Source organism: Marinomonas primoryensis (assembly GCF_013372285.1).
GTDB classification, from domain to species: domain Bacteria; phylum Pseudomonadota; class Gammaproteobacteria; order Pseudomonadales; family Marinomonadaceae; genus Marinomonas; species Marinomonas primoryensis.
Map to the genome: position 1 here is coordinate 1,089,886 of NZ_CP054301.1, position 21,843 is coordinate 1,111,728.

At 43.7% G+C, this 21,843-nt stretch carries 19 protein-coding genes and 1 tRNA gene; 17 read left to right on the top strand and 3 right to left on the bottom strand.

Annotation, left to right across the window (positions count from 1 at the left end; translation table 11 throughout):
• The first annotated feature begins 1 nt into the window (after nt 1).
• From lapB to MP3633_RS05085, 3 genes are all read left to right on the top strand, one after another.
• The gene (lapB, locus tag MP3633_RS05075; protein ID WP_112140253.1) at nt 2-1,180 is read left to right on the top strand and encodes a lipopolysaccharide assembly protein LapB; all 1,179 of its coding nucleotides are present in this window, start codon (nt 2-4) and stop codon (nt 1,178-1,180) included.
• Between the two features lie 55 nt (nt 1,181-1,235).
• Complete coding sequence (pyrF, locus tag MP3633_RS05080) at nt 1,236-1,943, top strand: orotidine-5'-phosphate decarboxylase (protein ID WP_176334717.1); 708 nt, start codon at nt 1,236-1,238, stop codon at nt 1,941-1,943.
• 137 nt (nt 1,944-2,080) lie between these two features.
• The gene (locus MP3633_RS05085) at nt 2,081-2,392 is read left to right on the top strand and encodes a ComEA family DNA-binding protein (protein WP_176334718.1); all 312 of its coding nucleotides are present in this window, start codon (nt 2,081-2,083) and stop codon (nt 2,390-2,392) included.
• 24 nt (nt 2,393-2,416) lie between these two features.
• Here the strand turns inward: MP3633_RS05085 and MP3633_RS05090 are convergent, their stop codons facing one another.
• Complete coding sequence (locus MP3633_RS05090) at nt 2,417-4,141, bottom strand: SulP family inorganic anion transporter (protein WP_176334719.1); 1,725 nt, start codon at nt 4,139-4,141, stop codon at nt 2,417-2,419.
• A gap of 343 nt (nt 4,142-4,484) precedes the next feature.
• Here MP3633_RS05090 and uvrB point away from each other — a divergent pair, with 343 nt between their 5' ends.
• The 3 genes from uvrB to MP3633_RS05105 all read left to right on the top strand — a co-directional run bounded on the left by uvrB (nt 4,485) and on the right by MP3633_RS05105 (nt 6,890).
• Nucleotides 4,485-6,512 carry an excinuclease ABC subunit UvrB gene (gene uvrB, locus MP3633_RS05095; RefSeq protein ID WP_112140244.1) on the top strand — a complete coding sequence of 676 codons (2,028 nt, stop codon included), beginning with the start codon at nt 4,485-4,487 and terminating at the stop codon, nt 6,510-6,512.
• A 30-nt stretch (nt 6,513-6,542) separates the two neighbouring features.
• Nucleotides 6,543-6,731 (top strand): hypothetical protein, encoded by a 189-nt coding sequence (locus MP3633_RS05100; protein WP_112140242.1) that lies wholly within the window; start codon nt 6,543-6,545, stop codon nt 6,729-6,731.
• A gap of 82 nt (nt 6,732-6,813) precedes the next feature.
• Nucleotides 6,814-6,890: transfer RNA gene (locus MP3633_RS05105), tRNA-Val, on the top strand.
• A 268-nt stretch (nt 6,891-7,158) separates the two neighbouring features.
• Here MP3633_RS05105 and MP3633_RS05110 read toward each other — a convergent pair.
• Nucleotides 7,159-7,788: a LysE family translocator gene (locus MP3633_RS05110; RefSeq protein ID WP_176334720.1), complete on the bottom strand. Its 630-nt coding sequence runs from the start codon at nt 7,786-7,788 to the stop codon at nt 7,159-7,161.
• 105 nt (nt 7,789-7,893) lie between these two features.
• The gene (locus tag MP3633_RS05115; RefSeq protein WP_176334721.1) at nt 7,894-8,688 is read right to left on the bottom strand and encodes an AraC family transcriptional regulator; all 795 of its coding nucleotides are present in this window, start codon (nt 8,686-8,688) and stop codon (nt 7,894-7,896) included.
• 336 nt (nt 8,689-9,024) lie between these two features.
• Here MP3633_RS05115 and MP3633_RS05120 point away from each other — a divergent pair, with 336 nt between their 5' ends.
• The 11 genes from MP3633_RS05120 (at nt 9,025) to MP3633_RS05170 (ending at nt 21,785) form a co-directional block, all read left to right on the top strand.
• The gene (locus MP3633_RS05120; RefSeq protein ID WP_176334722.1) at nt 9,025-9,993 is read left to right on the top strand and encodes a DnaJ C-terminal domain-containing protein; all 969 of its coding nucleotides are present in this window, start codon (nt 9,025-9,027) and stop codon (nt 9,991-9,993) included.
• Nucleotides 9,994-10,317, top strand: coding sequence for a chaperone modulator CbpM (locus MP3633_RS05125; protein WP_176334723.1), 324 nt, complete (start codon nt 9,994-9,996; stop codon nt 10,315-10,317). It begins immediately after the preceding gene.
• A 155-nt stretch (nt 10,318-10,472) separates the two neighbouring features.
• Nucleotides 10,473-10,892: a PHD finger domain-containing protein gene (locus MP3633_RS05130; protein WP_176334724.1), complete on the top strand. Its 420-nt coding sequence runs from the start codon at nt 10,473-10,475 to the stop codon at nt 10,890-10,892.
• A 70-nt stretch (nt 10,893-10,962) separates the two neighbouring features.
• Nucleotides 10,963-12,336: a TolC family protein gene (locus tag MP3633_RS05135; protein WP_176334725.1), complete on the top strand. Its 1,374-nt coding sequence runs from the start codon at nt 10,963-10,965 to the stop codon at nt 12,334-12,336.
• On the top strand, nt 12,333-13,886 hold the full coding sequence (locus tag MP3633_RS05140; protein ID WP_176334726.1) for an efflux RND transporter periplasmic adaptor subunit: 1,554 nt from the start codon (nt 12,333-12,335) through the stop codon (nt 13,884-13,886). Before MP3633_RS05135 ends, MP3633_RS05140 begins: the two co-directional genes overlap by 4 nt.
• 9 nt (nt 13,887-13,895) lie before the next feature.
• The gene (locus tag MP3633_RS05145) at nt 13,896-17,024 is read left to right on the top strand and encodes an efflux RND transporter permease subunit (protein WP_176334727.1); all 3,129 of its coding nucleotides are present in this window, start codon (nt 13,896-13,898) and stop codon (nt 17,022-17,024) included.
• Between the two features lie 112 nt (nt 17,025-17,136).
• On the top strand, nt 17,137-17,484 hold the full coding sequence (locus tag MP3633_RS05150) for a copper resistance CopC family protein (RefSeq protein ID WP_112140100.1): 348 nt from the start codon (nt 17,137-17,139) through the stop codon (nt 17,482-17,484).
• A 93-nt stretch (nt 17,485-17,577) separates the two neighbouring features.
• On the top strand, nt 17,578-18,471 hold the full coding sequence (locus MP3633_RS05155) for a copper resistance D family protein (RefSeq protein ID WP_176334728.1): 894 nt from the start codon (nt 17,578-17,580) through the stop codon (nt 18,469-18,471).
• Nucleotides 18,472-18,528: 57 nt separating this feature from the next.
• Nucleotides 18,529-18,921 (top strand): hypothetical protein, encoded by a 393-nt coding sequence (locus tag MP3633_RS05160; protein ID WP_176334729.1) that lies wholly within the window; start codon nt 18,529-18,531, stop codon nt 18,919-18,921.
• A 203-nt stretch (nt 18,922-19,124) separates the two neighbouring features.
• Complete coding sequence (locus tag MP3633_RS05165; RefSeq protein ID WP_176334730.1) at nt 19,125-21,059, top strand: copper resistance system multicopper oxidase; 1,935 nt, start codon at nt 19,125-19,127, stop codon at nt 21,057-21,059.
• A gap of 12 nt (nt 21,060-21,071) precedes the next feature.
• Entirely contained in the window at nt 21,072-21,785 is a 714-nt protein-coding gene (locus MP3633_RS05170; protein WP_217909052.1) for a copper resistance protein B, read from the top strand.
• Nucleotides 21,786-21,843 lie beyond the last annotated feature (58 nt).

A 21,843-nucleotide genomic window follows, 5' to 3' on the forward strand; every position in this document is an offset into this window, starting at 1 on the left:
GTTGACCGAAATTGGGTTGTTTTTTGTTCTATTTGTCGCGCTTTTTGTTGGCTGGGCAATGGGCCGCAAAAATCCGACTAAGAAAAATAAACAGACCAAAAAAAGTATTCCTACCGATTATTTCCGTGGTCTTAATCACTTACTTAATGACCAGCATTCTGAGGCAATTGATGCCTTTGTCGACTCTTTAGAAGTCAACTCCGATACGTTTGATATTCACCTTACACTAGGAAATTTATTCCGTAAGAAAGGCGAAATTCAAAAAGCTATTAATATTCATCAAAACTTACTTGCTCGTCCTGAAATATCGCAACGTGAAATGCGCATGGTGCAATTAGAATTGGCCAGCGATTTTATGTCGGCGGGTTTATTGGATCGAGCGGGGCGCTTGCTGCTAAACATGGCATCCACATCGCGGAAAAGCGAATTTCAGCCTAAAATTCTGACTTTACTGGTGGATCTCTATGAATTTGAGCAGAGTTGGGATAAAGCGATTCAAATTGGCTCTGAGCTTATAAAAGAAACACCGACCAAAAAAGAGGTTAAGCGCTTAGCGCATTTTCATTGTGAAATGGCGCAAGAGTTACAAAAAAAAGAGCAGTGGAAGTCGGCTTTTCAGCACTACAAATTGGCTTTAGAGGTTGATCCTAGTTGTATTCGAGCAAGTATTGGCGCAGCTGACGTTTTAAACAGCCAGCGTCGTTATCGTGATGCGATCAAAGAATTGAAGCATGCGGCAGATCAAGACCCTGAATTTATCTCTATTATCATTCCCAAATTAAAAGAGTGTTATCAAAAAGTTTGGGGCAGCAGTGGTTACATTAAATTCTTACAAGACCAAAATCAGAAGAAGCCATCTACTGCTCTGATTATGGCGCTTGTTCAGCATTATATGGACACAGACAAAGACTACGCTGAAATGTTTTTGGTCGAGCAGCTCAGGTTGCACCCAACCATTAAAGGTTTTAAGGAGTTAATTAGCTTGCAGCTTGCGGATTCACAAGGTTATAACCAACAGCATTTGGTGGTTCTTTTTGAGCTAATTGACCAGCTTGTACAAGCTAAACATAAATTCCAATGCCGCCAATGTGGTTTCTCTGGTCATCAATTGCATTGGCAATGTCCAAGTTGTAAAAACTGGGGTGTTGTGAAACCTATTCATGGTTTAGAGGGCGAATAACGCCAATTTAACTGTATACATCAATCGATAAAAACTGAAAGAAAGAGGACACTGAATGAGCTGCCAATCCCCTATAGTGGTTGCCCTAGATTACCCTACTATGGCGCAATCCATTGATATGGCAAAACGACTAGACCCTAATCAGTGTCGAGTTAAAGTCGGTAAAGAGCTGTTTACAATAGCCGGTCCTGTTATTTTAGACGAACTGCATAAATTGGGTTTTGATATTTTTCTTGATCTTAAATTCCATGACATTCCAAATACCGTGGCGAATGCGGTGAGCGCTGCGGCCAAAGCGGGGGTTTGGATGGTGAATATTCATGCGTCTGGTGGTCGACGTATGATGGAAGCATCCGCAAATGCATTACAGCAATTGTCTGATAACAAGACATTATTAATTGCGGTGACAGTGTTAACAAGTATGGATCAATCTGACCTTGTTGAAATTGGCATTGATGCAACGCCTGAGCAACATGTTAAGCGCCTCGCTGCGTTGGCGAAATCGTCGGGAATGGATGGTGTTGTTTGTTCTGCGCAAGAATCCAGCATGCTGTCTACGGAGCTCGGTAAAGACTTTGTATTGGTCACACCTGGAATTCGCCCTGCGGGTTCTGATCAGGGTGATCAAAAGCGTATTATGACGCCTGCTCAGGCCATGGCCGCTGGCAGTCATTATCTTGTTATGGGGCGTCCTATTACACAGGCCAGTGATCCTATTGCCGTGTTAACTCAGGCGAATATGGATTTGGGCGTGATGGCGTAAATTACTCTTAATGAGTCTTGAAGTCTGAGAAAAAACCTTTTATTCTAAAAACCACTTATTAGTGTCGGCTTATTGGCGATACATTAAGTGGTTTTTTATTGGCAAGACGCCATGCCCCATTTTAAAAGGATGTTTATATGAAGAACTTAAAGCGTATTTTTCGTGTCTGTGTTTTCCGCTCACTGTTTGTTATTTCCTTGGCTTTAACGCCTTTTTCACTTTTTGCCGCCACACCTTTGGATATTAATACCGCAACAGCAACTGAGCTTTCAGCGGTTATGTCTGGTATTGGTATAAAGAAAGCGGAAGCCATTATCGCTTATAGAGACGCCAACGGGCATTTTGAATCTATTAGTCAATTGGCAAGAGTAAAAGGAATCGGCCCTAAGACTATTGACCGTAATCACACGGTGATTCAAGTACTGGATGCGGACAATAAAATAAATTAAGCCTTAGTAAGTATGGAAGATAAACTAATTTTTGGTTTGTTTATCTTCTAATGCTTGTATAGCTTGGTACTGAGTGAGAAACACTTGGCCAGTTAAGTTATCAAGTAACTTTGAATCTTTTAACCTATCCATCACCGGTCCCTTCACTTCCGATAAGTGCAATTTCACATCAGAATCGGCTAAACGATCGACGATTTTTTCCAAACTTTGTAGCGCGCTGGCATCAATCATATTGACTGCGGTACACATTAGTATCAAATGCTTCACGGCCGTATTTTGTGAAACCAAACTTTGTAGTCTCTCTTCAAATACTCTGGCATTGGCAAAGAATAAGTTTTCGTCAATACGCACAGTAATAATGCTTGGATGAGTTTCTACTGTAAAGCGTTGTACATTACGAAAATGCTCCGTCCCTGGTAGTCTGCCAACAATGGCGATGTGTGGGTGACTGGTATGCCATAGAAAACACAAAATCGAAAGAATTACGCCAACAATCAAGCCCGTTTCCATGCCTTCAATCATTACGACACTAAAGGTAATAATTAATAAGCTGGCCTCTTTTTTGGAAAAGCGCCATAAGTTGCGTAGGTCTTGTACACTGACCAGCTGCAGCATAGAGATAGAAATAATGGACGCTAAGATCGCTTTCGGTAAATAATAAAATAAAGGCGTCAGAAAGAGTAAAGTGAGTAATATCAATAAGGCTGAAATAATGCCTGTCATTGGGCTTTTTGAACCACAATCTGCATTTAATACCGTACGAGAAAAACCACCAGTAACAGGAAATGCACCACACATTGCAGAACCTATATTGGCAAGACCAAGCCCAACAAGTTCTTGATTCGGGTCAATGTCTTGGCGTCGTTTAGCGGCAAAGGATTGCGCCACGGATACAGAGCCAATAAAGCCAACAATACTAATCAAAAAAGCGCTGGGTAATAGCTCTTCTACTATCTTCCAGTTGATGCCTTCCATATTGATCCCTAATGGCTTAATCGGCACGCTACCAATAATGCTGACGCCCATGTTTTCAAGAGACAATAGAGCAACGGTTGCTGTCGTTGCAACAACCACCAAAACGGGTCCTGATTTGCCAAACAATTGAATGGCTTGCGCAGAGCAGCCGAGACTTTTTAATAATGTAGAAAAATAGCGACGCATCAATAAAAGAGAGGTGATAGACGCTAAACTTAGAATAAAAGTGGGGAAATTTATATTGTTCAGATGCAGGTACAAGCTATGTACTAAAGGTAACAAAGTGTCGCCTTCAGATTGAATGCCTAACAGATACTTTAATTGGCCGATGACAATTAATAATGCAGAGGCACTAATAAAACCAGAGATGACAGGGTGGCTTAGTAGATTGGTGAGAAAGCCCAAGCGTAACAAACTCAACACCAGTAAAAATACACCAGACATGAAGGCTAATAGAATCGCTACGGTGGCATACTGTTCGCTGCCAGAAACGGCAAAGGGCAAAACGGCAGAGGCCGTCATGACAGATGTTAACGCCACGGGTCCCACCGCGAGCGAGCGACTAGTGCCAAATAAAGAATATAGAATAGAAGGCAAAATACTGGCATACAACCCGGTAATAGCGGGTAAGCCTGCTAGCATGGCATAAGCTAAACTTTGTGGAATGACCATGATAGTGAAGACGATACTGGCGACGGTATCACTTTTTAAATCAGCACCTTGGTAGCTTTTGAGCCAAGTTAGCGCCGGTAGATATTTAGCAAATTTTGTCATGAGGTTCTGATGCCAAGTGATGGGAGTGTTAGGCTATGTCTATTATTTTCTGTCAGTAGTAAATTGCCTGCTCGTACGCTCATTTTTTCTTAGTCACATGAGTCTTGATGTGCTGAATATGGTACTTTTTTGGCGTCTTATTTGATAGAGCAGGGGCCGAGAAAATGTCATTAAGTTATAAGCTTATCTCTTTATGTGTTCATCTTGGAATTTGAGGCCTTTTTAGGCGACGTCTGAATAATGAAATTTGGTTGTTTTCAACGAGAAGGTGAGCGGAAATACCAGACGCCACAGGTAAAATTTGCTAGTCTGTTGAGTCGATTGTAAAGCTTAGGAAAAACCCGTGTCGCAAGAGTTTCAAATTGTTTCATCTTACTCACCCGCAGGCGATCAGCCAAAAGCCATCGAAAAACTGGTTCGTGGTGTAGAAGCTGGCTTGGCTCACCAGACTTTATTAGGTGTAACGGGCTCCGGTAAGACTTACACCATTGCCAATGTGATTTCGCAGGTTAAGCGTCCAACGATAGTAATGGTACACAACAAAACCCTGGCGGCGCAGTTGTATGGAGAATTTAAAGAATTCTTCCCGAATAACGCCGTAGAATATTTTGTGTCTTACTACGATTACTATCAGCCTGAAGCTTATGTGGCGGCATCCGATACCTTTATCGAAAAAGACTCGTCAGTCAATGAACACATAGAGCAAATGCGGCTGTCTGCCACTAAAGCGTTACTTGAACGAGAAGACGTTATTATCGTCGCAACCGTATCGGCTATCTATGGTTTGGGCGATCCCCAGTCTTATTTAAAAATGATGTTGCACTTGGATCGTGGTGATCGTATTGATCAGCGGGCGGTGTTGCGTCGTTTGGCTGAACTGCAATACACCCGCAATGACTTAGTTTTAGAACGTGGTAATTTCCGTGTTCGTGGCGATGTTATCGAAGTTTTCCCTGCGGACTCTGAAGAGACCGCAATTCGTATCGAGCTTTTTGATGACGAAGTTGAAAACTTATCGATGATTGATCCTTTGACGAACAAAACCATTCGTAAAGTACCTCGTGTCACTATTTATCCAAAAACTCACTATGTGACGCCAAAAGAAACGGTTATTGCTGCCATTGAACGAATTAAAGTTGAGTTAGATCAGCGACTAGAGCAGCTTAAATCTTTGAACAAACTGGTTGAGTTACAACGTCTAGAACAACGTACTCGTTATGATTTAGAAATGATGCAAGAGCTGGGTTATTGTAACGGTATAGAAAACTACTCACGCTATTTATCTGGTCGTGAAGAAGGCTCACCGCCGCCGACGTTATTTGATTACCTACCCGCGAACGCATTATTGGTTATCGATGAATCCCATGTGACGGTGTCGCAGATTGGGGCTATGTATAAAGGGGACCGCTCTCGTAAAGAAAACCTCGTTGAATATGGTTTTCGATTGCCTTCTGCGCTTGATAACCGACCAATGCGATTTGAAGAGTGGGAGCAAATTAAACCGCAAACTATTTTCGTTTCCGCCACGCCAGGGAAATATGAGGCCGAGCATCAGGATTGGGTAGTAGAACAAATTGTTAGACCAACAGGTTTGATTGACCCCATTCTAGAGGTCCGACCTGTAGCGACTCAGGTAGACGACTTATTGTCTGAAATTAATCTAAGAGCGCCTATTGGTGAGCGCGTTTTGGTCACTACGTTAACTAAACGTATGGCGGAAGATTTAAGTGATTATTTGAGCGATCATGGTGTTCGCGTGCGTTATTTGCACTCAGACATTGATACGGTAGAGCGAGTTGAGATCATTCGTGACTTACGTTTGGGTGAGTTTGATGTCTTAGTGGGCATCAACCTATTACGAGAAGGGTTAGACATTCCGGAAGTAAGCCTTGTTGCGATTCTTGATGCCGATAAAGAAGGCTTTTTACGCTCGGAAAAATCCCTGATCCAGACCATCGGTCGTGCTGCTCGTAACGTCAACGGTAAAGCCATTTTATACGCAGATCGAATCACGGGTTCGATGGAGAGGGCGATTAGCGAAACAGATCGCCGTCGAGAAAAACAAAAAGCACATAACGAAGAGCATGGTATTACACCAGTAGGCATTACAAAATCAGTTGAAGACATCATGGAAGGGGCTTATAACCCAGGTGCAGGAAAGCGTGGAGGCAAAGCTAAAAAAGTGGCTGAGACCGCCAAAGACTATCAAGTGGAAAGCATGGAAGATGTAGCTCAGGTTCGTAAAGCTATGATCCAGTTGCAGAAAGAAATGATGCAAGCGTCTGAAGAGCTCAAATTCGAACTGGCTGGTGGTTATCGAGATCAGATTCGTCAGTTGCAGAAAAAACTAAAAGACGTTGGTGAGTCGTAACTCTTGGATTCAAAGAAAAAGGAGCCTTGAATGGCCATTACTCTCAGAAGCTACAACATTATTCGTGTTATCGATAACGGTGTAATAGTGAACTGTACCGTGCTTGAAATGTGTTATGACTATGCTCTTGTTAAATTTAAAGATAAAAAATACAAGGTTCCTTATGGCTTGATTGATCAAGTAATCGGCCACGAACTGCTTGTCCCTTTAAGTGAATAACCTATTTAAAACAAAGGCTTCAAAAAACACGTAAGAAGGCTTGTCAAAACCAACTCTCTGCGTATAATAGCCAACACTTTTTAGGACTATAGCTCAGTTGGTTAGAGCGCATCCTTGACATGGATGAGGTCGGCAGTTCGAATCTGCCTAGCCCTACCACTTATTAAGTTAATAAAATCAAGGGCTTACATTAATTTGTAAGCCCTTTTTTTGTGTCTTTTTTCCTTAAATTTTCCGATTGTTCTCCTTTTTTTTTGATTTTTTTTAGTTTTTCGGCGTAAGCTTTCAGGTTTTTTATGCTTACCATTTTCGTTCAGACATAAAAAAAGAGAGGGTTAGCTCTCTTCATTTATTAATCTTGATATTTCTGGTAGTGGGACGCTTTAAACCTGTTAAGAGCTACATCGTATTAGCTCTTAACAGGCTATTAAGTACGAGAAATAAACTCAATCACCATAGGATTTTCAATAATCAGCCAAATGGCAACCAATGCTAGACAACCTGAGTAGAAGAAGTTCAGCGCTTTTTCATAGACTTTACTGCTCGACACTCTAGACAGTAACTCGCCGATTGAAATCCAAATAAAATGCATCGATATATTTAGAATCGCAAGCCAAACAATCAAGATGATAATGCCATTCTGACCAAATGTTTCCTGTGATTGCTCCGTAAACAAAGTAAACATGAGGAACACCATTAGCCAGCCTTTGCTGTTTAAAACTTGTACTAATAAACCATCAACAAAGCCCAGTGTTTCTGTTGTTCCTTCGAATTTTGTGGTGTGTGAAGAAATGAACGTAATGGCCAAATAAAGCAAATACACCGAGCCAAGGAGCTGTATGGTGTTCATCAGTGTTGGTTGAGAACGAACCACTTCTCCAAGTCCAAAACCGACAATTATAGATTTGACAATAAAGACGCTATCAACCCCCGCGAGCAAAGGAATTGAACGTTTTACACCTACTTTTGCGCCTGACATCGCAAATACTATATTGGCAGGGCCAGGGCTAAAAACCAGCGGAAACATCACTCCTAACCAAATAATAAACAAACTCATAGTCACTTCCTTTTTAAATGTAAGAGGTGAGGTTAACGAGCAACGTATTGCCTGTCTTGTATGAAATTGATCGTAAATGGTTTTCTAGTATTAAAAAAAACAGGTTCAAAGATAATTTGAAGGAGACACGCCAAAGGCTCTTTTAAAATTACGATTGAAATGACTCTGATCGTAAAAGCCGCACGCCAAAGACACATCAACACAACTCATTCCTTGCGCTAAAAAAAGTTTGGCTTTTTGGACTTTAACCAAGAGTAAATACTGGTGAGGCGTCACTCCAAACAGTAAATTAAAGTGCTTAATGAGTTGGAACCTTGAACAATTTGATAGGCGCTCTAGATCAGCAAGTGAAGGGTTGGAATCAAAATTATCATTTATGAAGTCTCGTGCTTCATAGCTGCTTTTCATATCAATAGGGTTAGGTGCTTCCAATTTGGCCGAACCATAGCTTGTAAATAACATTTCTAACGCCAAAGTAAATAAGGACTCTTTTGTTAGCGCAAAAGAAGCGTGTTCTAATGCCAAATGCAAATTTAACAACACCGTAAATAAGTCTTCATCGTATATGACTGGACGATTGATAATAGGGTCTATTGGCAAGCTACGTGTCTTAAATTGTTCGGCTAAGGCATTAAGGTCAAAATAAAACATTCTGTAGCGCCAGCCATTTTCTGTCCCTGAAAACCCGGTGTGAACTTCTGCAGGATTGATCGCGACAATATGCTTCTTCGGGACCAAGAGGTTATTGCCTCGATACAGTAAGCCTTCCGCACCTTCTTCAATAATCCCAATCGCTAACTCATCATGCCAGTGCTTCGAAAACTCAAACTTGGTGTAACTGGCAGACAGAAGCTCTACTCCAGAAAAAGCATCATTCGTCCATATTTTAGATGTTTCCAATGCCTAATCCTTAGAAGAAGAGTTGGGAGTAAAGTAAAAACACAGCCTCAACTATTATTTTTTAAAATACAACTTACATTCAGACAAAGAATACAATACCCACAGATGACTTGGTGGAATAATGCTCAATTTTATACGGCTAGATTTTAACGTTAATAGGTGTCTAGTAAAGACTGGGAAGTCCATAAAGCTTATTCGCACGCTAACTAGATCTATATCAACTTTGCTTGAAATTTAAACACTAATCGCTGAAGAAAGGCCTATGATGATGACAGGGTCAATGCACTGAACGAACGAATTCGTAAGAGAAAATGGTTACGATGGAAGTGAGGCGGTATGGAGTTTAAAGATTATTACAAAATTTTGGGTGTCGCTGAACAAGCCGACGCTTCCGCTATAAAAGCGAGTTATCGTAAGCTCGCTCGAAAATATCACCCTGATGTCAGTAAAGAGCATAACGCTGAGCAGCAGTTCAAAGAAGTGGGCGAAGCCTATACCGTATTAAAAGATCCAGAAAAGCGCGCTGAATACGATTTATTACGTAAGCAAGGTACGCGTAGATCTGATGGCGGCTTCCAGCCACCGCCAGATTGGCAGTCATCTCATGAAAATCATCAAGGATACAGCTACACTAGCGATGGTGATTTTAGTGATTTTTTCGATTCGATTTTTGGTGCCAGTCGCGGAGGCTCTCGTCAGTCGGATGATTTTCGGCGCTCAGCGAGTCAGCGTGGGCGCGATTTACATTACAAAATCGCGTTGTTTCTTGAAGAAGCGTATCAAGGTTGTCAGCGACAAATATCATTACGAGTTGCCGAGCCAGATCAAAATGGTGTCGTAAAGCAAAGAGACAAAACATTAAACGTAAAAATTCCCGCCGGCGTCACACAGGGTCAGCATATTCGTTTGGCTGGGCAGGGAGAATTAGGCATTGGTGGCGGCAAAGCGGGGGACTTACTGCTAGAAATTGAGTTTGCGCCGCACCCTTATTTTACGGTTGATGGCTCGGATATTTTATTGACCTTACCGGTTACTTGTTGGGAAGCGGCTTTAGGTGCGACCGTTGAAGTGCCAACTATTAACGGTAAAGTAAAATTGAAAATACCCAAAGCAGCCAATAGTGGTAACAAACTGCGTATCAAAGGCAAAGGCTTGATTAACAAAGGTGAGAAAACAACGGGCGATCAAATCGTGACCTTGCAAATCAGTTTACCAAAAGTACACAGCAGTGAAGCCAACGCACTTTACCAACAACTTGCTGAGTGTGAATCTAACTTTAATCCACGCCACGTTTTCGAGAGGTAGATGATGTCCAAATCAGAGATAGTAGTGATTGATTCTCAGCATGAGCATGTGCTGTTTACCTTAGAAGAAGTTTGCGAGCGCTGTGGTACTCACACACAGATGATTGTTGAAATGGTGGAATACGGCATTGTTGAACCAATCGAACAGCCTCTACTCGATGACTGGTATTTTAATAGCCAAGCGTTAGTACGACTACAGCGCGCTCAACGACTGATGATTGGACTGAAATTGAATTTGTCTGGTGTCGCGTTGAGCTTAGAATTACTTGATGAAATTGACGGTTTGCAACAGCACATTGAAGTACTTAGACGTCAGTTGCCTTGATGCCAAGGTTCCTTTCGTTCACTTAGAGGACATTTTTAGATTTATGTTTCTGAGGGGGAGTGGATCGCTACGGGGTTAATTTTATTGAATTCCACGTTGCTTTCAGTCATTTACTTGCATATAGTTTGGCGGATATACAATTGAGATTTCTGTTCATGCCACCATTTGTTTTAAATAACGTCAGTCTTTCAGCGAGAAAACACGGTTTCGTGTGTTTGTTGCTGTTTGTGCTATCGCTATTTTCGATGGCAATGGCAACGAACAATATGATGTCTTCGACTTCGAATATGATGCCTATGCAAGAACATACCATGTCGGAATTATCGGCTCATGTTATGTCTTCAGATGAAGGCTCCTCTTGTATGTCTACCTTGGTGGACGAATGCTCCAGCTTGATATCAGAACACAACCACCAAAATTGTATGGATAATCATTGCAGTAGCTTTTCTAGTTTACTGGTCAGCTATTATTCAGATTCCGAAAATCTTTCTTTTGTTCACACGGCATTACCGTCTGAATCCTACGTTTCTACCTACCCCAATACGCCTTACTTCCCTCCGATAGTCATTTCTTAAATTCGCTGTTTCACTCATCGCTGTTATTCGCGTTGAGATTTTATGAATTTAAAAATGAGTACTCGAGCCAATGGCCAAAAACAATCTTTTGGCATTCTGTCATGTGTTACAGAGTGTCTATTGCCGTCTATTTTTAATCGGTAAAACGCATCGTATTGCCTTTGTTTCTTTACTGTCGTTATTGCCGCTTGTTGCGAATGCAGAAGCGTTAAGCCTTCAGCAAGCGGTAGACAAAGCCGTCTCTCAAGATGATTGGTTGGTTTCCAGTCAGCAAAAAGAGAATGCCATTCGCGTGTTAAGCCAAGGCATGACGGCATTGCCGGATCCGAAAATAAATGTTGGCTTATTGAATATGCCAACCGACAGTTTTGATTTTAACCAAGAAGCGATGACGCAATTTAACGTGTCGGTATCGCAAATGTTTCCGGCGGGCGATACCTTGCGTTTAGCGGGGGAAAAGTACGCTGCGCAAGGCGATCAAATGCCGTTGATGCGAGACAATCGTCGCGCGATGTTAGCAATGGAGGTATCGAACCTTTGGCTAACGGCATACAGTTACGAAGAGAGCATCAAGCTCGTGAAGCAAAATAGAACCCTGTTTGAACAGCTTCACGAGGTTGTGGAAAGTAGTTATAGCTCGGCGTACGGGCGAGCCAAACAGCAAGATTTAGTGCGTTCTGAACTAGAGTTGATTAAGTTAGATCATCGCCTTACGCAGCTTCGCCAAGCGAAAGAAAATTCACTGCAAAAACTGTCTCAATATATTCTTCCGGTAATGACTGATCGAAACGTATCAGATCAAGACATCACGTTGAAAACAACGGGTGAACCCATCTTGATAACCTCGTCGAATACTCTTGCATCGGATTCATTAGCGGCTCGTTTGAGCCTGCATCCATTGGTTCGTATCGTAGACGTTCAATCCAATACCGCGCAGATAGACAAAGCGATCGCCGAGCAAAAGTACAAACCAGAATGGGGCGTTACCTTGGGCTACGGTTATCGCGGCGATGATCTAAGCGGCAAGGACCGAGCTGATCTGGCGTCGATTGCAGTGAGTGTCAGCGTGCCGATCTTTTCGTCTCGTCGACAGGATGCTCAGGTGAAAGCCGCGTCCTTGCAAGTCGAATCCTTTCTTTCTGAAAAGCAATTGGTGCTGAATGAACTCATGGCCAAATATCGTGTTCTGACGTCTGATATCCGACTGCTAGATCAACGCATCCGTCTTTATCAAACCAAGCTAATTCCTAGTTATCGTGAAAGTGCGCAAGCCATGTTGAATGCTTATACCAGCAACGATGGTGTTTTTTCGGATGTGGTTCAGGCGCGTATTGCGACGCTGAATGCGCACATCGAATTGTTGACTATTCGCATCGAGCGCTTCAAGCGCTTAGCAGAATTGAATTATGTGATGACACAAGGTGAAGAGGTGAAGCTCAAATGAAAGTAATCGGATATATCGGTGTATTTGTATTAGGTGGTGTTCTTTCGGTTGCGGGTTATCACTTTGGTCTTCAAGCATTCAATGCACTGAATGGTGAAATGAACTCAGGCACGACTGACGCGATGGCGAAAGATGAAAAATTGCCCTTGTACTGGGTGGCACCAATGGACCCAAATTATCGCCGCGACAAACCTGGTCAATCACCAATGGGTATGGACCTTATCCCTTTTTATGGAGCAGCTCAGGGTTCTGACAATAGCAGCGTTGGCACGGTAAGTATTTCGCCAGAAGTGGTTAATAACCTTGGTGTGCGAACAGGAAAAGTGTTTGAAGGCATGCTGAAACCAGAGATTCGAACGGTGGGCTATTTGGCTTACAACGAAGACAAGATCGTTCATATTCATCCTCGCGTCGAAGGCTGGATCGAAAAGAGTTTTATAAAATCCAATGGCGACTCGGTTGAAAAAGGCCAGCCCTTATTCGATTTGTATTCGCCGACTTTGGTGAATGCGCAGGAAGAATTTGTCTTTGCGTTAGCACGAAAAGACAAGCGCATGATCAACGCGGGTGAAGAGAGACTAAAAGCCTTGCAGGTGCCGAGCGATTTTATCCAAACGTTAAGAGCGAAACGCAAAGTGTCTCAAACGGTGCGATTCTTTTCGCCACAAAGTGGTGTGATTGATAACCTTGGGATTCAAGATGGTTTCTACATTAAACCTGGCACAACCTTGATGTCGATCGCGGATCTGAGTGAAGTGTGGCTGGATGCCGAAGTATTTGAACGCCAAGCGCATCGCGTTGCGGTAGGCCAACCGGTTGAAGCCGTCATGGACTTCCTACCGGGGAAAACGTTCGCCAGTAACGTGGACTTTATTTATCCAACTCTGAATGCAAAAAACCGTACTTTGCGCGTTCGCATTCGTTTGGATAACCCAGATCAATTATTGAAGCCAGATATGTTTGCCCATGTGCGTATTGAGACCACAGAACCGGGTCAAAGACGATTGATTCCGAAAGAAGCCCTGATACGTGGAGGCGAACAAAACCGTGTGGTACTGGCACTAGGCGAAGGGCGTTATAAGTCGATTGCTGTCGAAACCGGTGCGTTCGGTGATGACTACGTAGAAATCTTAGACGGCTTAGTATTGGGCGATGACGTGGTGACGTCGGCGCAGTTCTTGTTGGATTCTGAGTCCAGTAAAAGCTCCGATTTCAAGCGCATGAATGCAGACAGTAACCAGACGGCAATGTCTGCCAGTGACATGTCGGACAATCAAATGTCAGACCAAGCAGAGCCAGTAGCAGAACCCGCCAACAATGTTTGGGTGGCCGCACGCATTAATCGTATTGATGCGACAACACGCATGGTGAATGTGAATCACGAAGCAATCTCGGATTGGAATTGGCCGAAAATGACGATGGACTTCGCATTAGCGGATTGGTTGGAACTGGATGAATTACCGATTGGTAAAAACATTCAGCTTGAGATTACCCGTGAAAGTAGCACCAAGTTTGCTGTTACTGACTTTTTTGATGCTGACGCAGAGTAGGGACATATCATGATTGAAGCGATTATCCGCTGGTCTATTCATAATCGGCTTATGGTGCTATTGGCCAGTATTATTCTTGTTGGCGCCGGTTTGTATTCTTTAAAGAATACGCCTGTTGACGCGATTCCTGACTTGTCAGATGTGCAAGTCATCATTAAAACCAGCTATCCGGGTCAAGCGCCACAAGTGGTGGAAGACCAGGTGACGTATCCAATGACGACGGCGATGTTGTCTGTACCGGGTGCTCAAACGGTGCGTGGTTATTCGTTTTTTGGGGATTCTTATGTCTATGTGATTTTTGATGAAGACACCGACATGTATTGGGCGCGAAGCCGAGTGTTGGAGTATTTAAGTCAGGTTGCGCCGTCCTTACCGAGCAACGCGAGAGCGCAATTAGGGCCTGACGCAACGGGCGTTGGCTGGGTGTACTTGTACGCTTTGGTGGATAAAACCGGTCAAAACGATTTGAGTCAACTACGTTCACTGCAAGACTGGTTCTTGAAGTATGAATTGCAGACAGTGCCTGGCGTGTCTGAAGTGGCGCCGATTGGCGGCATGGTTAAGCAGTATCAAGTGAGTGTTAACCCCGATAAATTACGCGCGCTGAATATGCCGTTGAGCCATATTCAAAATGCGATTAAACGCGGCAATCAGGAAGTCGGTGCGTCGGTCATTGAAATGGCAGAAGCCGAATACATGGTTCGAGCGTCGGGTTACATACAAAGTGTCGAAGACATAGAAATGATTCCGCTTGGCGTCAGTGAAAGTGGTACACCACTGACGATCAAAGATGTGGCCGAAGTCGGCATTGGCCCGCAAATGCGGCGCGGTTTGGCGGAGCTAAACGGAGAAGGCGAAGTGGTTGGTGGCGTGGTTGTCATGCGTTTTGGTGAAAATGCCCAAAAAACCATTGAAGGCGTCAAAGCAAAACTGGAAACACTTAAATCCAGTCTGCCAAAAGGGGTTGAAGTCATTACCGTCTATGATCGCTCTGGATTGATTGATCGTGCGGTTGAGAATTTATGGACGAAGCTGCTGGAAGAATTCCTTGTGGTGGCGCTGGTCTGTGTGGTGTTTCTTTTCCATGTACGCTCTTCTTTGGTGGCGATTATCAGTTTGCCGGTGGGGATTTTGACCGCTTTCATTGTTATGCATTGGCAAGGTATTAATGCCAACATCATGTCCCTTGGCGGTATTGCGATTGCCATTGGCGCGATGATAGATGGCGCCATCGTGATGATCGAAAACCTCCATAAGCACATGGAAAAAGTCGAAATGACCAAGGAAAACCGCTGGCAAATTGTCGCCACAGCGGCGACCGAAGTTGGGCCGGCTTTATTTTTTAGCTTGTTGATCATCACCGTTAGTTTTGTGCCTGTGTTTACCTTGGAGTCTCAAGAGGGTCGAATGTTTGGTCCCTTAGCGTATACCAAAACCTACGCCATGGCGGCGTCAGCCGCGTTAGCCATTACCTTAGTGCCTGTTTTGATGGGGTACTTTGTACGAGGCAAGGTATTACCAGAACATAAAAATCCGATTAATCGAGCCTTAGTAGCAATCTATATGCCGGCGTTAAAAACGGTGTTGAGTTTTCCGAAAACAACGATTGTGGTGGCGATTGCTATTTTTGCCATTGGGATGTGGCCTCTCAACAAGCTGGGCAGTGAGTTTATTCCCAGCTTAGACGAAGGCGACTTAATGTATATGCCAACGGCTTATCCAGGGATATCCATTGGGCAAGCACGTCAAGTATTGCAACAAACCAATAAGTTGATAGCGACTGTCCCTGAGGTGAAAACTGTCTTTGGCAAAGTGGGTCGTGCGGAAACGGCAACCGATCCTGCGCCGCTGACCATGATAGAAAGCTTCATACAATTTAAGCCTAAGTCTGAGTGGCGAGATGGCATGACAAGCGACAAGATAAAACAAGAATTAGATCAGTTAATCAATATTCCAGGCATTACAAACGCGTGGGTCATGCCGATAAAAACACGCATCGATATGTTGGCAACAGGCATTAAAACGCCAGTGGGTATTAAGGTTGCTGGGCCTGATCTAAAGGTCATTCAAGACATCGGTTTGCAGTTAGAGAAAATCTTGAAACCAGTCGAAGGAACGGCATCGGTTTATTCTGAACGCGTGGCAGGCGGTCGTTATGTCAACATTGATATCGATCGAGCAAAAGCTTCCCGCTATGGGATGAACATTCAAGATGTTCAAGAGCTGATCTCGTCTGCGGTGGGTGGCATGAATGTCACCAATACCATTGAAGGGCTGGAGCGCTATCCGATTAACGTGCGTTATCCGCAGGAATATCGAGATTCCCCCGAGCAGTTAGCCCTTTTGCCGATTGTGACGCCGAATGGTTTACGAATCGCTCTGGGAGATATTGCGGATGTGTATGTGGAAGAAGGGCCGCCGGGGCTAAAAAGTGAAAATGCCCGTTTGAATGGCTGGACCTTTGTAGACATTGAAGGCGTGGATATTGGTCGTTATGTTGAAAACGCGCAAAAAATCGTGGCGGATCAGGTGACGTTACCTGCTGGCTACTCGTTAAATTGGTCTGGCCAATATGAATACATGCAACGGGCGAAAGAAAAGCTGACGTATGTGGTGCCGCTGACATTGGTCATTATTATTGTTCTCTTGTACATCAATTTTCGTAACTTTTCTGAGGTCGCCATCATTATGGGGACGCTTCCCTTTGCCATGGTGGGCAGTATTTGGCTGATGTATTTGTCTGGCTTCAACTTCTCGGTTGCGGTGGGTGTTGGCTTTATTGCGCTGGCTGGGGTCGCGGTGGAAATCGGCGTCATTATGCTGGTGTATTTGAATCAAGCGTGGGCTGAGACGCAGCGTAAATGCGCTGAAAAGGGCGTTTCACCACGTGTGGATACGCTTTATCACGCGGTGCTTCACGGCGCGGGTATGCGAGTTCGTCCTGTGATGATGACCGCTGCGGCCATCATCATCGGCTTACTGCCTATTTTGTATGGCACGGGCACAGGTTCCGAAGTCATGAGTCGAATCGCCGCGCCTATGGTCGGCGGTATGGTGAGCGCGGTCGTGCTGACGTTATTGGTGCTGCCAGCGGTGTATTTTTTATGGAAAAAATCGTCATTGAAACAGACGTCTTAATTTAATCAGTATTAAAAAAGTGTTTTTTCGGAACTTTTAGAGATCGTGGATACAAAGAGAGTTTCTCTTTGTATCCGTTTAAAAATTTATCAATAACGTAAAAGGTAATAGCATGAAAAATATGAAACTGGCACTTTCTACATTGGCTTTAGCGGCCTCCGTTAACGTATTTGCACACGGCATGATGACCATGACATACCCTGAAGACGGTGCCATGCTAATGGCTCAGGCTGAACGTGTAGAGCTTAATTTTCAGAACCCCATGAAAGTGGTAAGCCTCAAAGTAGTAGGATCCCAAGGTAAACCTGTGTCGGTTCGTTTTGATCGTGATGGCGGGATAACTAAGAGCTTTCAAACCATGTTACCTATGTTAGCGCCGGACAGTTATACGGTTCATTGGAAAGCAATGGGCGAAGATGGGCATATGATGAAAGGGTCTTATGGTTTTATGCAGCACTAATTAGACCATTTAAATTGTTGAGTTAAACGGCCTAATTAGATTTTATCTTTCAGCTTTTAATTCAGGCTTTTAATTTTAGGAAAAGGAGACTGCATGACGTTAACGAACTGGGAAATCGCGCAATTACTGACACGTTGGTTGTTGTATTTTGGTATATCAAGCGTTGTGGGTGGGCTATTTGCATTTTGTTTGTTGCGTCAGCAGTCTGCTTTATTGAGTCGTATAAAAGGGTATGTACGAGGAGGCGCACTGATTGGTGTGGCCGCGACGATAGCGTATTTCTTTATCCTCGTCGGTGGGACGATGGAAGAGGGTCTATGGCTCATGTTTGACCCTATGATGGTCTCTATCTATTGGGATTCGCCTGCGGGCAGTACCTTGATCGCTAATGTGATTGGTTATTGCTTGGTGATCATAGCGTCATTTACCCTTGGGTCGGATCGTGCCTTCAGTCTGTGGCCATTTTCTCGCCTTTCATTAATTGTCGCTTCCTTGGGCATAGCCAGTTTGATTTATTCGTTTTCACTCACGGGTCACGCGACGGCGCAAGCTTGGTATTATCAGATTATTTTCTTTGCTCATATTTTAATCGCTGCTTGGTGGTTAGGGCTTTTGTTTCCTTTGTGGTTAGTCATACGAAGTGCAACGGCAGAAGAGTCAAACAAGGTGTTGGAGCATTTCGGTAAACTTGCGGCCTACGCGGTGTTGGTTTTGATTGTGTGTGGTGCATGGATGAGTTTCATATTGACAGGGTGGCAGGGCTTGTTTTCGACAGATTATGGCTTTTGGTTGCTGGTGAAGCTTGCTCTGGTCGTGGCAATTCTAGTGATGGCGGCCTATCACAAGTTGCATCTTGTACCGTTAATATTAGAGCGCGGCAATACAACGCTTATACAAAAATCTATTTTAATGGAAAAAATGATCGCTTCTTCAATCTTGGTGGTCACGGCGATATTTACGACGTTTGTTGGCCCTCCAGTGCATTAATTGGAGGTGTATTTAAAGTGATGTTGTTTAGGTTGAAAGTGGATTGGAGGAGGAAGAATGAGACAAAATAAAATTGTTATCATTATGTTTGTTTTGCTTGTGTTTGTTAGCCAGACGCTTGCCTCTGTGGCCGGTCCAATGACACATCACTCAATGCCGTTTTCCTCTGCTGTTTTCACCTCGCCGGTCGGCCATAAAGCGTCGTTGGAGAATAGGTCTGTTGGGAAATCCACTCATCAGCATCTTCAAACATTGCTGGTTACGAATACGTTAGATTGTTGCAAAGATACACACCCATGTCCGATGAGTTTTTGCGCATCGATGGCCGCCATTATGGATCACCAATGGATTCATCATGGCTCTCAACTGAGTCAGGGGATTACTAACCTAATTCAACAAGAGCGGCCACCGCGTGGTTCCTCTTTATATCGCCCTCCGATATTTGCCTAATTATTGGATGAGTCCGTCGTTTCGTCGGACGCTCCAACGCCACTAAGCGTTATTTTTAATATTTATCCACTACAGGGATAACGTCTGTTCTGGATGCTCTAAAGAATTTCATTGGAGACAATTATGTCTTTTATTCATTGCGCAATTTGGTTGCACCTGCAAGTGGGTGTTGTTGGTTTAATACAAGTAAAGGAAGTTAGGTTATGACAATATCCAAACCTTCACACGAAAAGCTGAACAAATCATCGAGCGGTACAGTGCTTAGCCGTCGTCAGTTTGTATTTGGTGCTTCTGCCATGCTGGCTTTAACGACCATTCCGTTTTCAAAAAATGCACTAGCAAGTGCCATTGGCCAATCTTTAACTCAGTTATCTGGGAAAGTCTTTGATTTAAGCATTGATTATAAAACCGTTAATTTTACGGGAACGCCTGCTAGAGCAACGGTTATTAATCAGCTGTTCCCCGGACCCTTGTTACGCTGGAAAGAAGGTGAAACGGTCACGCTAAGAGTAAAAAACAATCTTGATCATGACAGCTCTTTGCACTGGCATGGGATGATTTTACCGACAGAAATGGATGGCGTTCCGGGCCTTAGTTTTGCGGGTATCAAACCGGGAGAAACATTCGAATATACATTTCCTGTTAAGCAAAGTGGTACCTATTGGTATCACAGTCATTCAGGTTTTCAAGAGCAAACGGGAGCGTATGGCGCGATTGTTATAGACCCTAAAGAAGCAGACCCTGTCGTGTTTGATCGGGAGCATTTCATCATGCTGTCGGATTGGTCGGATGAGGCGCCTGAAACAATATATGCGAATCTGAAGAAGCAATCAGACTATTACAATTACAGTGAAAGAACGACGTCTGATTTGTTTTCTGATATCAAAAAACAAGGATTGGTGAATACTTGGAGAGCGCGCTCCATGTGGAATCAGGAGCGTATGAGTGACCGAGATATATCTGATGTCACGGGCGCCACCTATACGTATTTAATGAATGGGAACCCACCGGCACAACCTTGGCAAGCACTCTTTAAACAAGGAGAAAAAGTTCGTCTTCGCTTTATTAATAGCTCTGCGATGACGATATTTGATGTGCGAATTCCAGGTTTGAAAATGACCGTGGTAGCGAGTGATGGGCAAAATGTTCAGCCTGTTACCATCGACGAATTTCGCATTGGTGTTGCGGAAACTTACGATGTGATAGTCGAGCCGAAGATGGAGGATGCTTATTGTATTTTCGTTCAGAGCATTGACCGTTCTGGTTATACCGTTGGTAACTTCACGTCAGATGAAATGTTCACTGCCAAAATCCCTGATATGGACCCTATGCCGATCTTAGGACATGGCGATATGGGCATGAATATGGAAGGCATGGACCACAGCAAAATGGCAATGGGTTCAGGCTCAATGGCTGGCATGGCTGGCATGGATCACAGCAAAATGGCAATGGGTTCAGGCTCAATGGCTGGCATGGAAGGCATGGAAGGCATGGATCACAGCAAAATGGCAATGGGTTCAGGCTCAATGGCTGGCATGGAGGGGATGGATCACAGTCAGCCAAGTATGGTTATGCCTACTTTAGGTTTAGCAGGTTATGGCAGTGACAATGAGATTAAGCATCTAGATTCAGAAAATGGTCCTCAAGTAGACATGCAATCAGGTATGCCTCAAAGCGGCCTAAACGACCCGGGCATTGGCTTAAGGGATCACCAAGCGAACTATAACCGTAAAGTACTGACTTACGCAGACCTAAAAGGCTTGCATCCTACTCATGATAAACGTCAACCCACTCGAGAAATTCAGCTGCATCTAACGGGCAATATGAATCGTTATATGTGGTCAATTAATGGAATCAATTTTGCTGATTCCGCTCCACTTGAATTGGCGTATAACGAAAGAGTGCGAATTACCTTGGTGAACGACACCATGATGATTCATCCCATGCATCTACATGGTGTATGGAGCGAGTTAGAAACAGGAGACCCTGATTACATTCCACGTAAGCATACCGTGATGGTTCAGCCTGGTTCAAAAATCAGCTATTTGGTCACCGCAGACGCCTTGGGACAGTGGGCGTATCACTGCCATTTGCTGTACCACATGCCTGGTATGTTTAGAAAAGTGGTCATCAAATAAGGAGAGTAATAAATGAAAAATTTTAATTCACTAGGCTTTACGTTAGCGATGGCAACGGCTTTTGTTATAAGTCCTTTGTCTTATGCTGGAGCGGAAGATGACCCTTTATTAAGTTATGTTTCTATCGATCAATTAGAAAAAGGCCTTGAGTCAGATGATCCAACCAGCTTTAGTGTCCAAGCATGGGTTGGCTATGATATGGACAAAATTTGGCTTAAAGCGTCAGGTGAATATCAAAATAGTGACGAGCAAGACTTAGAAGTACAGGCTCTATACAGTCATGCCGTAGCGCCGTATTGGGATATGCAGATGGGCTTAAGGCGAGACATTAAACCGTCCCCATCTCGTGATTGGTTGGTGCTTGGTTTCCAAGGTTTGGCGCCGTATTTTTTCGACATTGACGGTGCTTTCTTTGTGGGAGAAAAAGGACAAACCGCCATTCGTTTAGGCATCGAACAGGAATGGTTAATCACTCAAAAACTGATATTAACGCCTGAATTTGAAGTGAACGCCTATGGTAAGAGTGATGACGAATTAAACATGGGTTCTGGTCTTACTGATATCAATGCAGGGCTTCGACTAAAGTATGAAATAACACGTAAGTTTGCACCTTACATAGGAATAGATTGGAGTAAAAAGCTTGGTGCTACCGCGGATATTGCCCGTCATGATGGAGAGAGTGTTAGCAATACTCAGTTTGTCATTGGCGTGACGGCTTGGTTTTAAATTTTTTAACAAGAGGTAAAAGGGGTGGGCGATGAGGTGAAAGATAAAAGTCTCACTC

Bases quoted from the DNA above. Each gene is read 5' to 3' on its own strand.
- MP3633_RS05135 (WP_176334725.1), top strand. From the start codon at position 10,963: ATGGCCAAAAACAATCTTTTGGCATTCTGTCATGTGTTACAGAGTGTC.
- MP3633_RS05130 (WP_176334724.1), top strand. From the start codon at position 10,473: ATGCCACCATTTGTTTTAAATAACGTCAGTCTTTCAGCGAGAAAACAC.
- MP3633_RS05165 (WP_176334730.1), top strand. From the start codon at position 19,125: ATGACAATATCCAAACCTTCACACGAAAAGCTGAACAAATCATCGAGC.
- MP3633_RS05170 (WP_217909052.1), top strand. From the start codon at position 21,072: ATGAAAAATTTTAATTCACTAGGCTTTACGTTAGCGATGGCAACGGCT.
- MP3633_RS05125 (WP_176334723.1), top strand. From the start codon at position 9,994: ATGATGTCCAAATCAGAGATAGTAGTGATTGATTCTCAGCATGAGCAT.
- MP3633_RS05120 (WP_176334722.1), top strand. From the start codon at position 9,025: ATGGAGTTTAAAGATTATTACAAAATTTTGGGTGTCGCTGAACAAGCC.
- MP3633_RS05090 (WP_176334719.1), bottom strand. From the start codon at position 4,141: ATGACAAAATTTGCTAAATATCTACCGGCGCTAACTTGGCTCAAAAGC.
- MP3633_RS05085 (WP_176334718.1), top strand. From the start codon at position 2,081: ATGAAGAACTTAAAGCGTATTTTTCGTGTCTGTGTTTTCCGCTCACTG.
- pyrF (WP_176334717.1), top strand. From the start codon at position 1,236: ATGAGCTGCCAATCCCCTATAGTGGTTGCCCTAGATTACCCTACTATG.
- MP3633_RS05140 (WP_176334726.1), top strand. From the start codon at position 12,333: ATGAAAGTAATCGGATATATCGGTGTATTTGTATTAGGTGGTGTTCTT.
- MP3633_RS05150 (WP_112140100.1), top strand. From the start codon at position 17,137: ATGAAAAATATGAAACTGGCACTTTCTACATTGGCTTTAGCGGCCTCC.
- MP3633_RS05100 (WP_112140242.1), top strand. From the start codon at position 6,543: ATGGCCATTACTCTCAGAAGCTACAACATTATTCGTGTTATCGATAAC.
- MP3633_RS05110 (WP_176334720.1), bottom strand. From the start codon at position 7,788: ATGAGTTTGTTTATTATTTGGTTAGGAGTGATGTTTCCGCTGGTTTTT.
- MP3633_RS05160 (WP_176334729.1), top strand. From the start codon at position 18,529: ATGAGACAAAATAAAATTGTTATCATTATGTTTGTTTTGCTTGTGTTT.
- MP3633_RS05145 (WP_176334727.1), top strand. From the start codon at position 13,896: ATGATTGAAGCGATTATCCGCTGGTCTATTCATAATCGGCTTATGGTG.
- MP3633_RS05155 (WP_176334728.1), top strand. From the start codon at position 17,578: ATGACGTTAACGAACTGGGAAATCGCGCAATTACTGACACGTTGGTTG.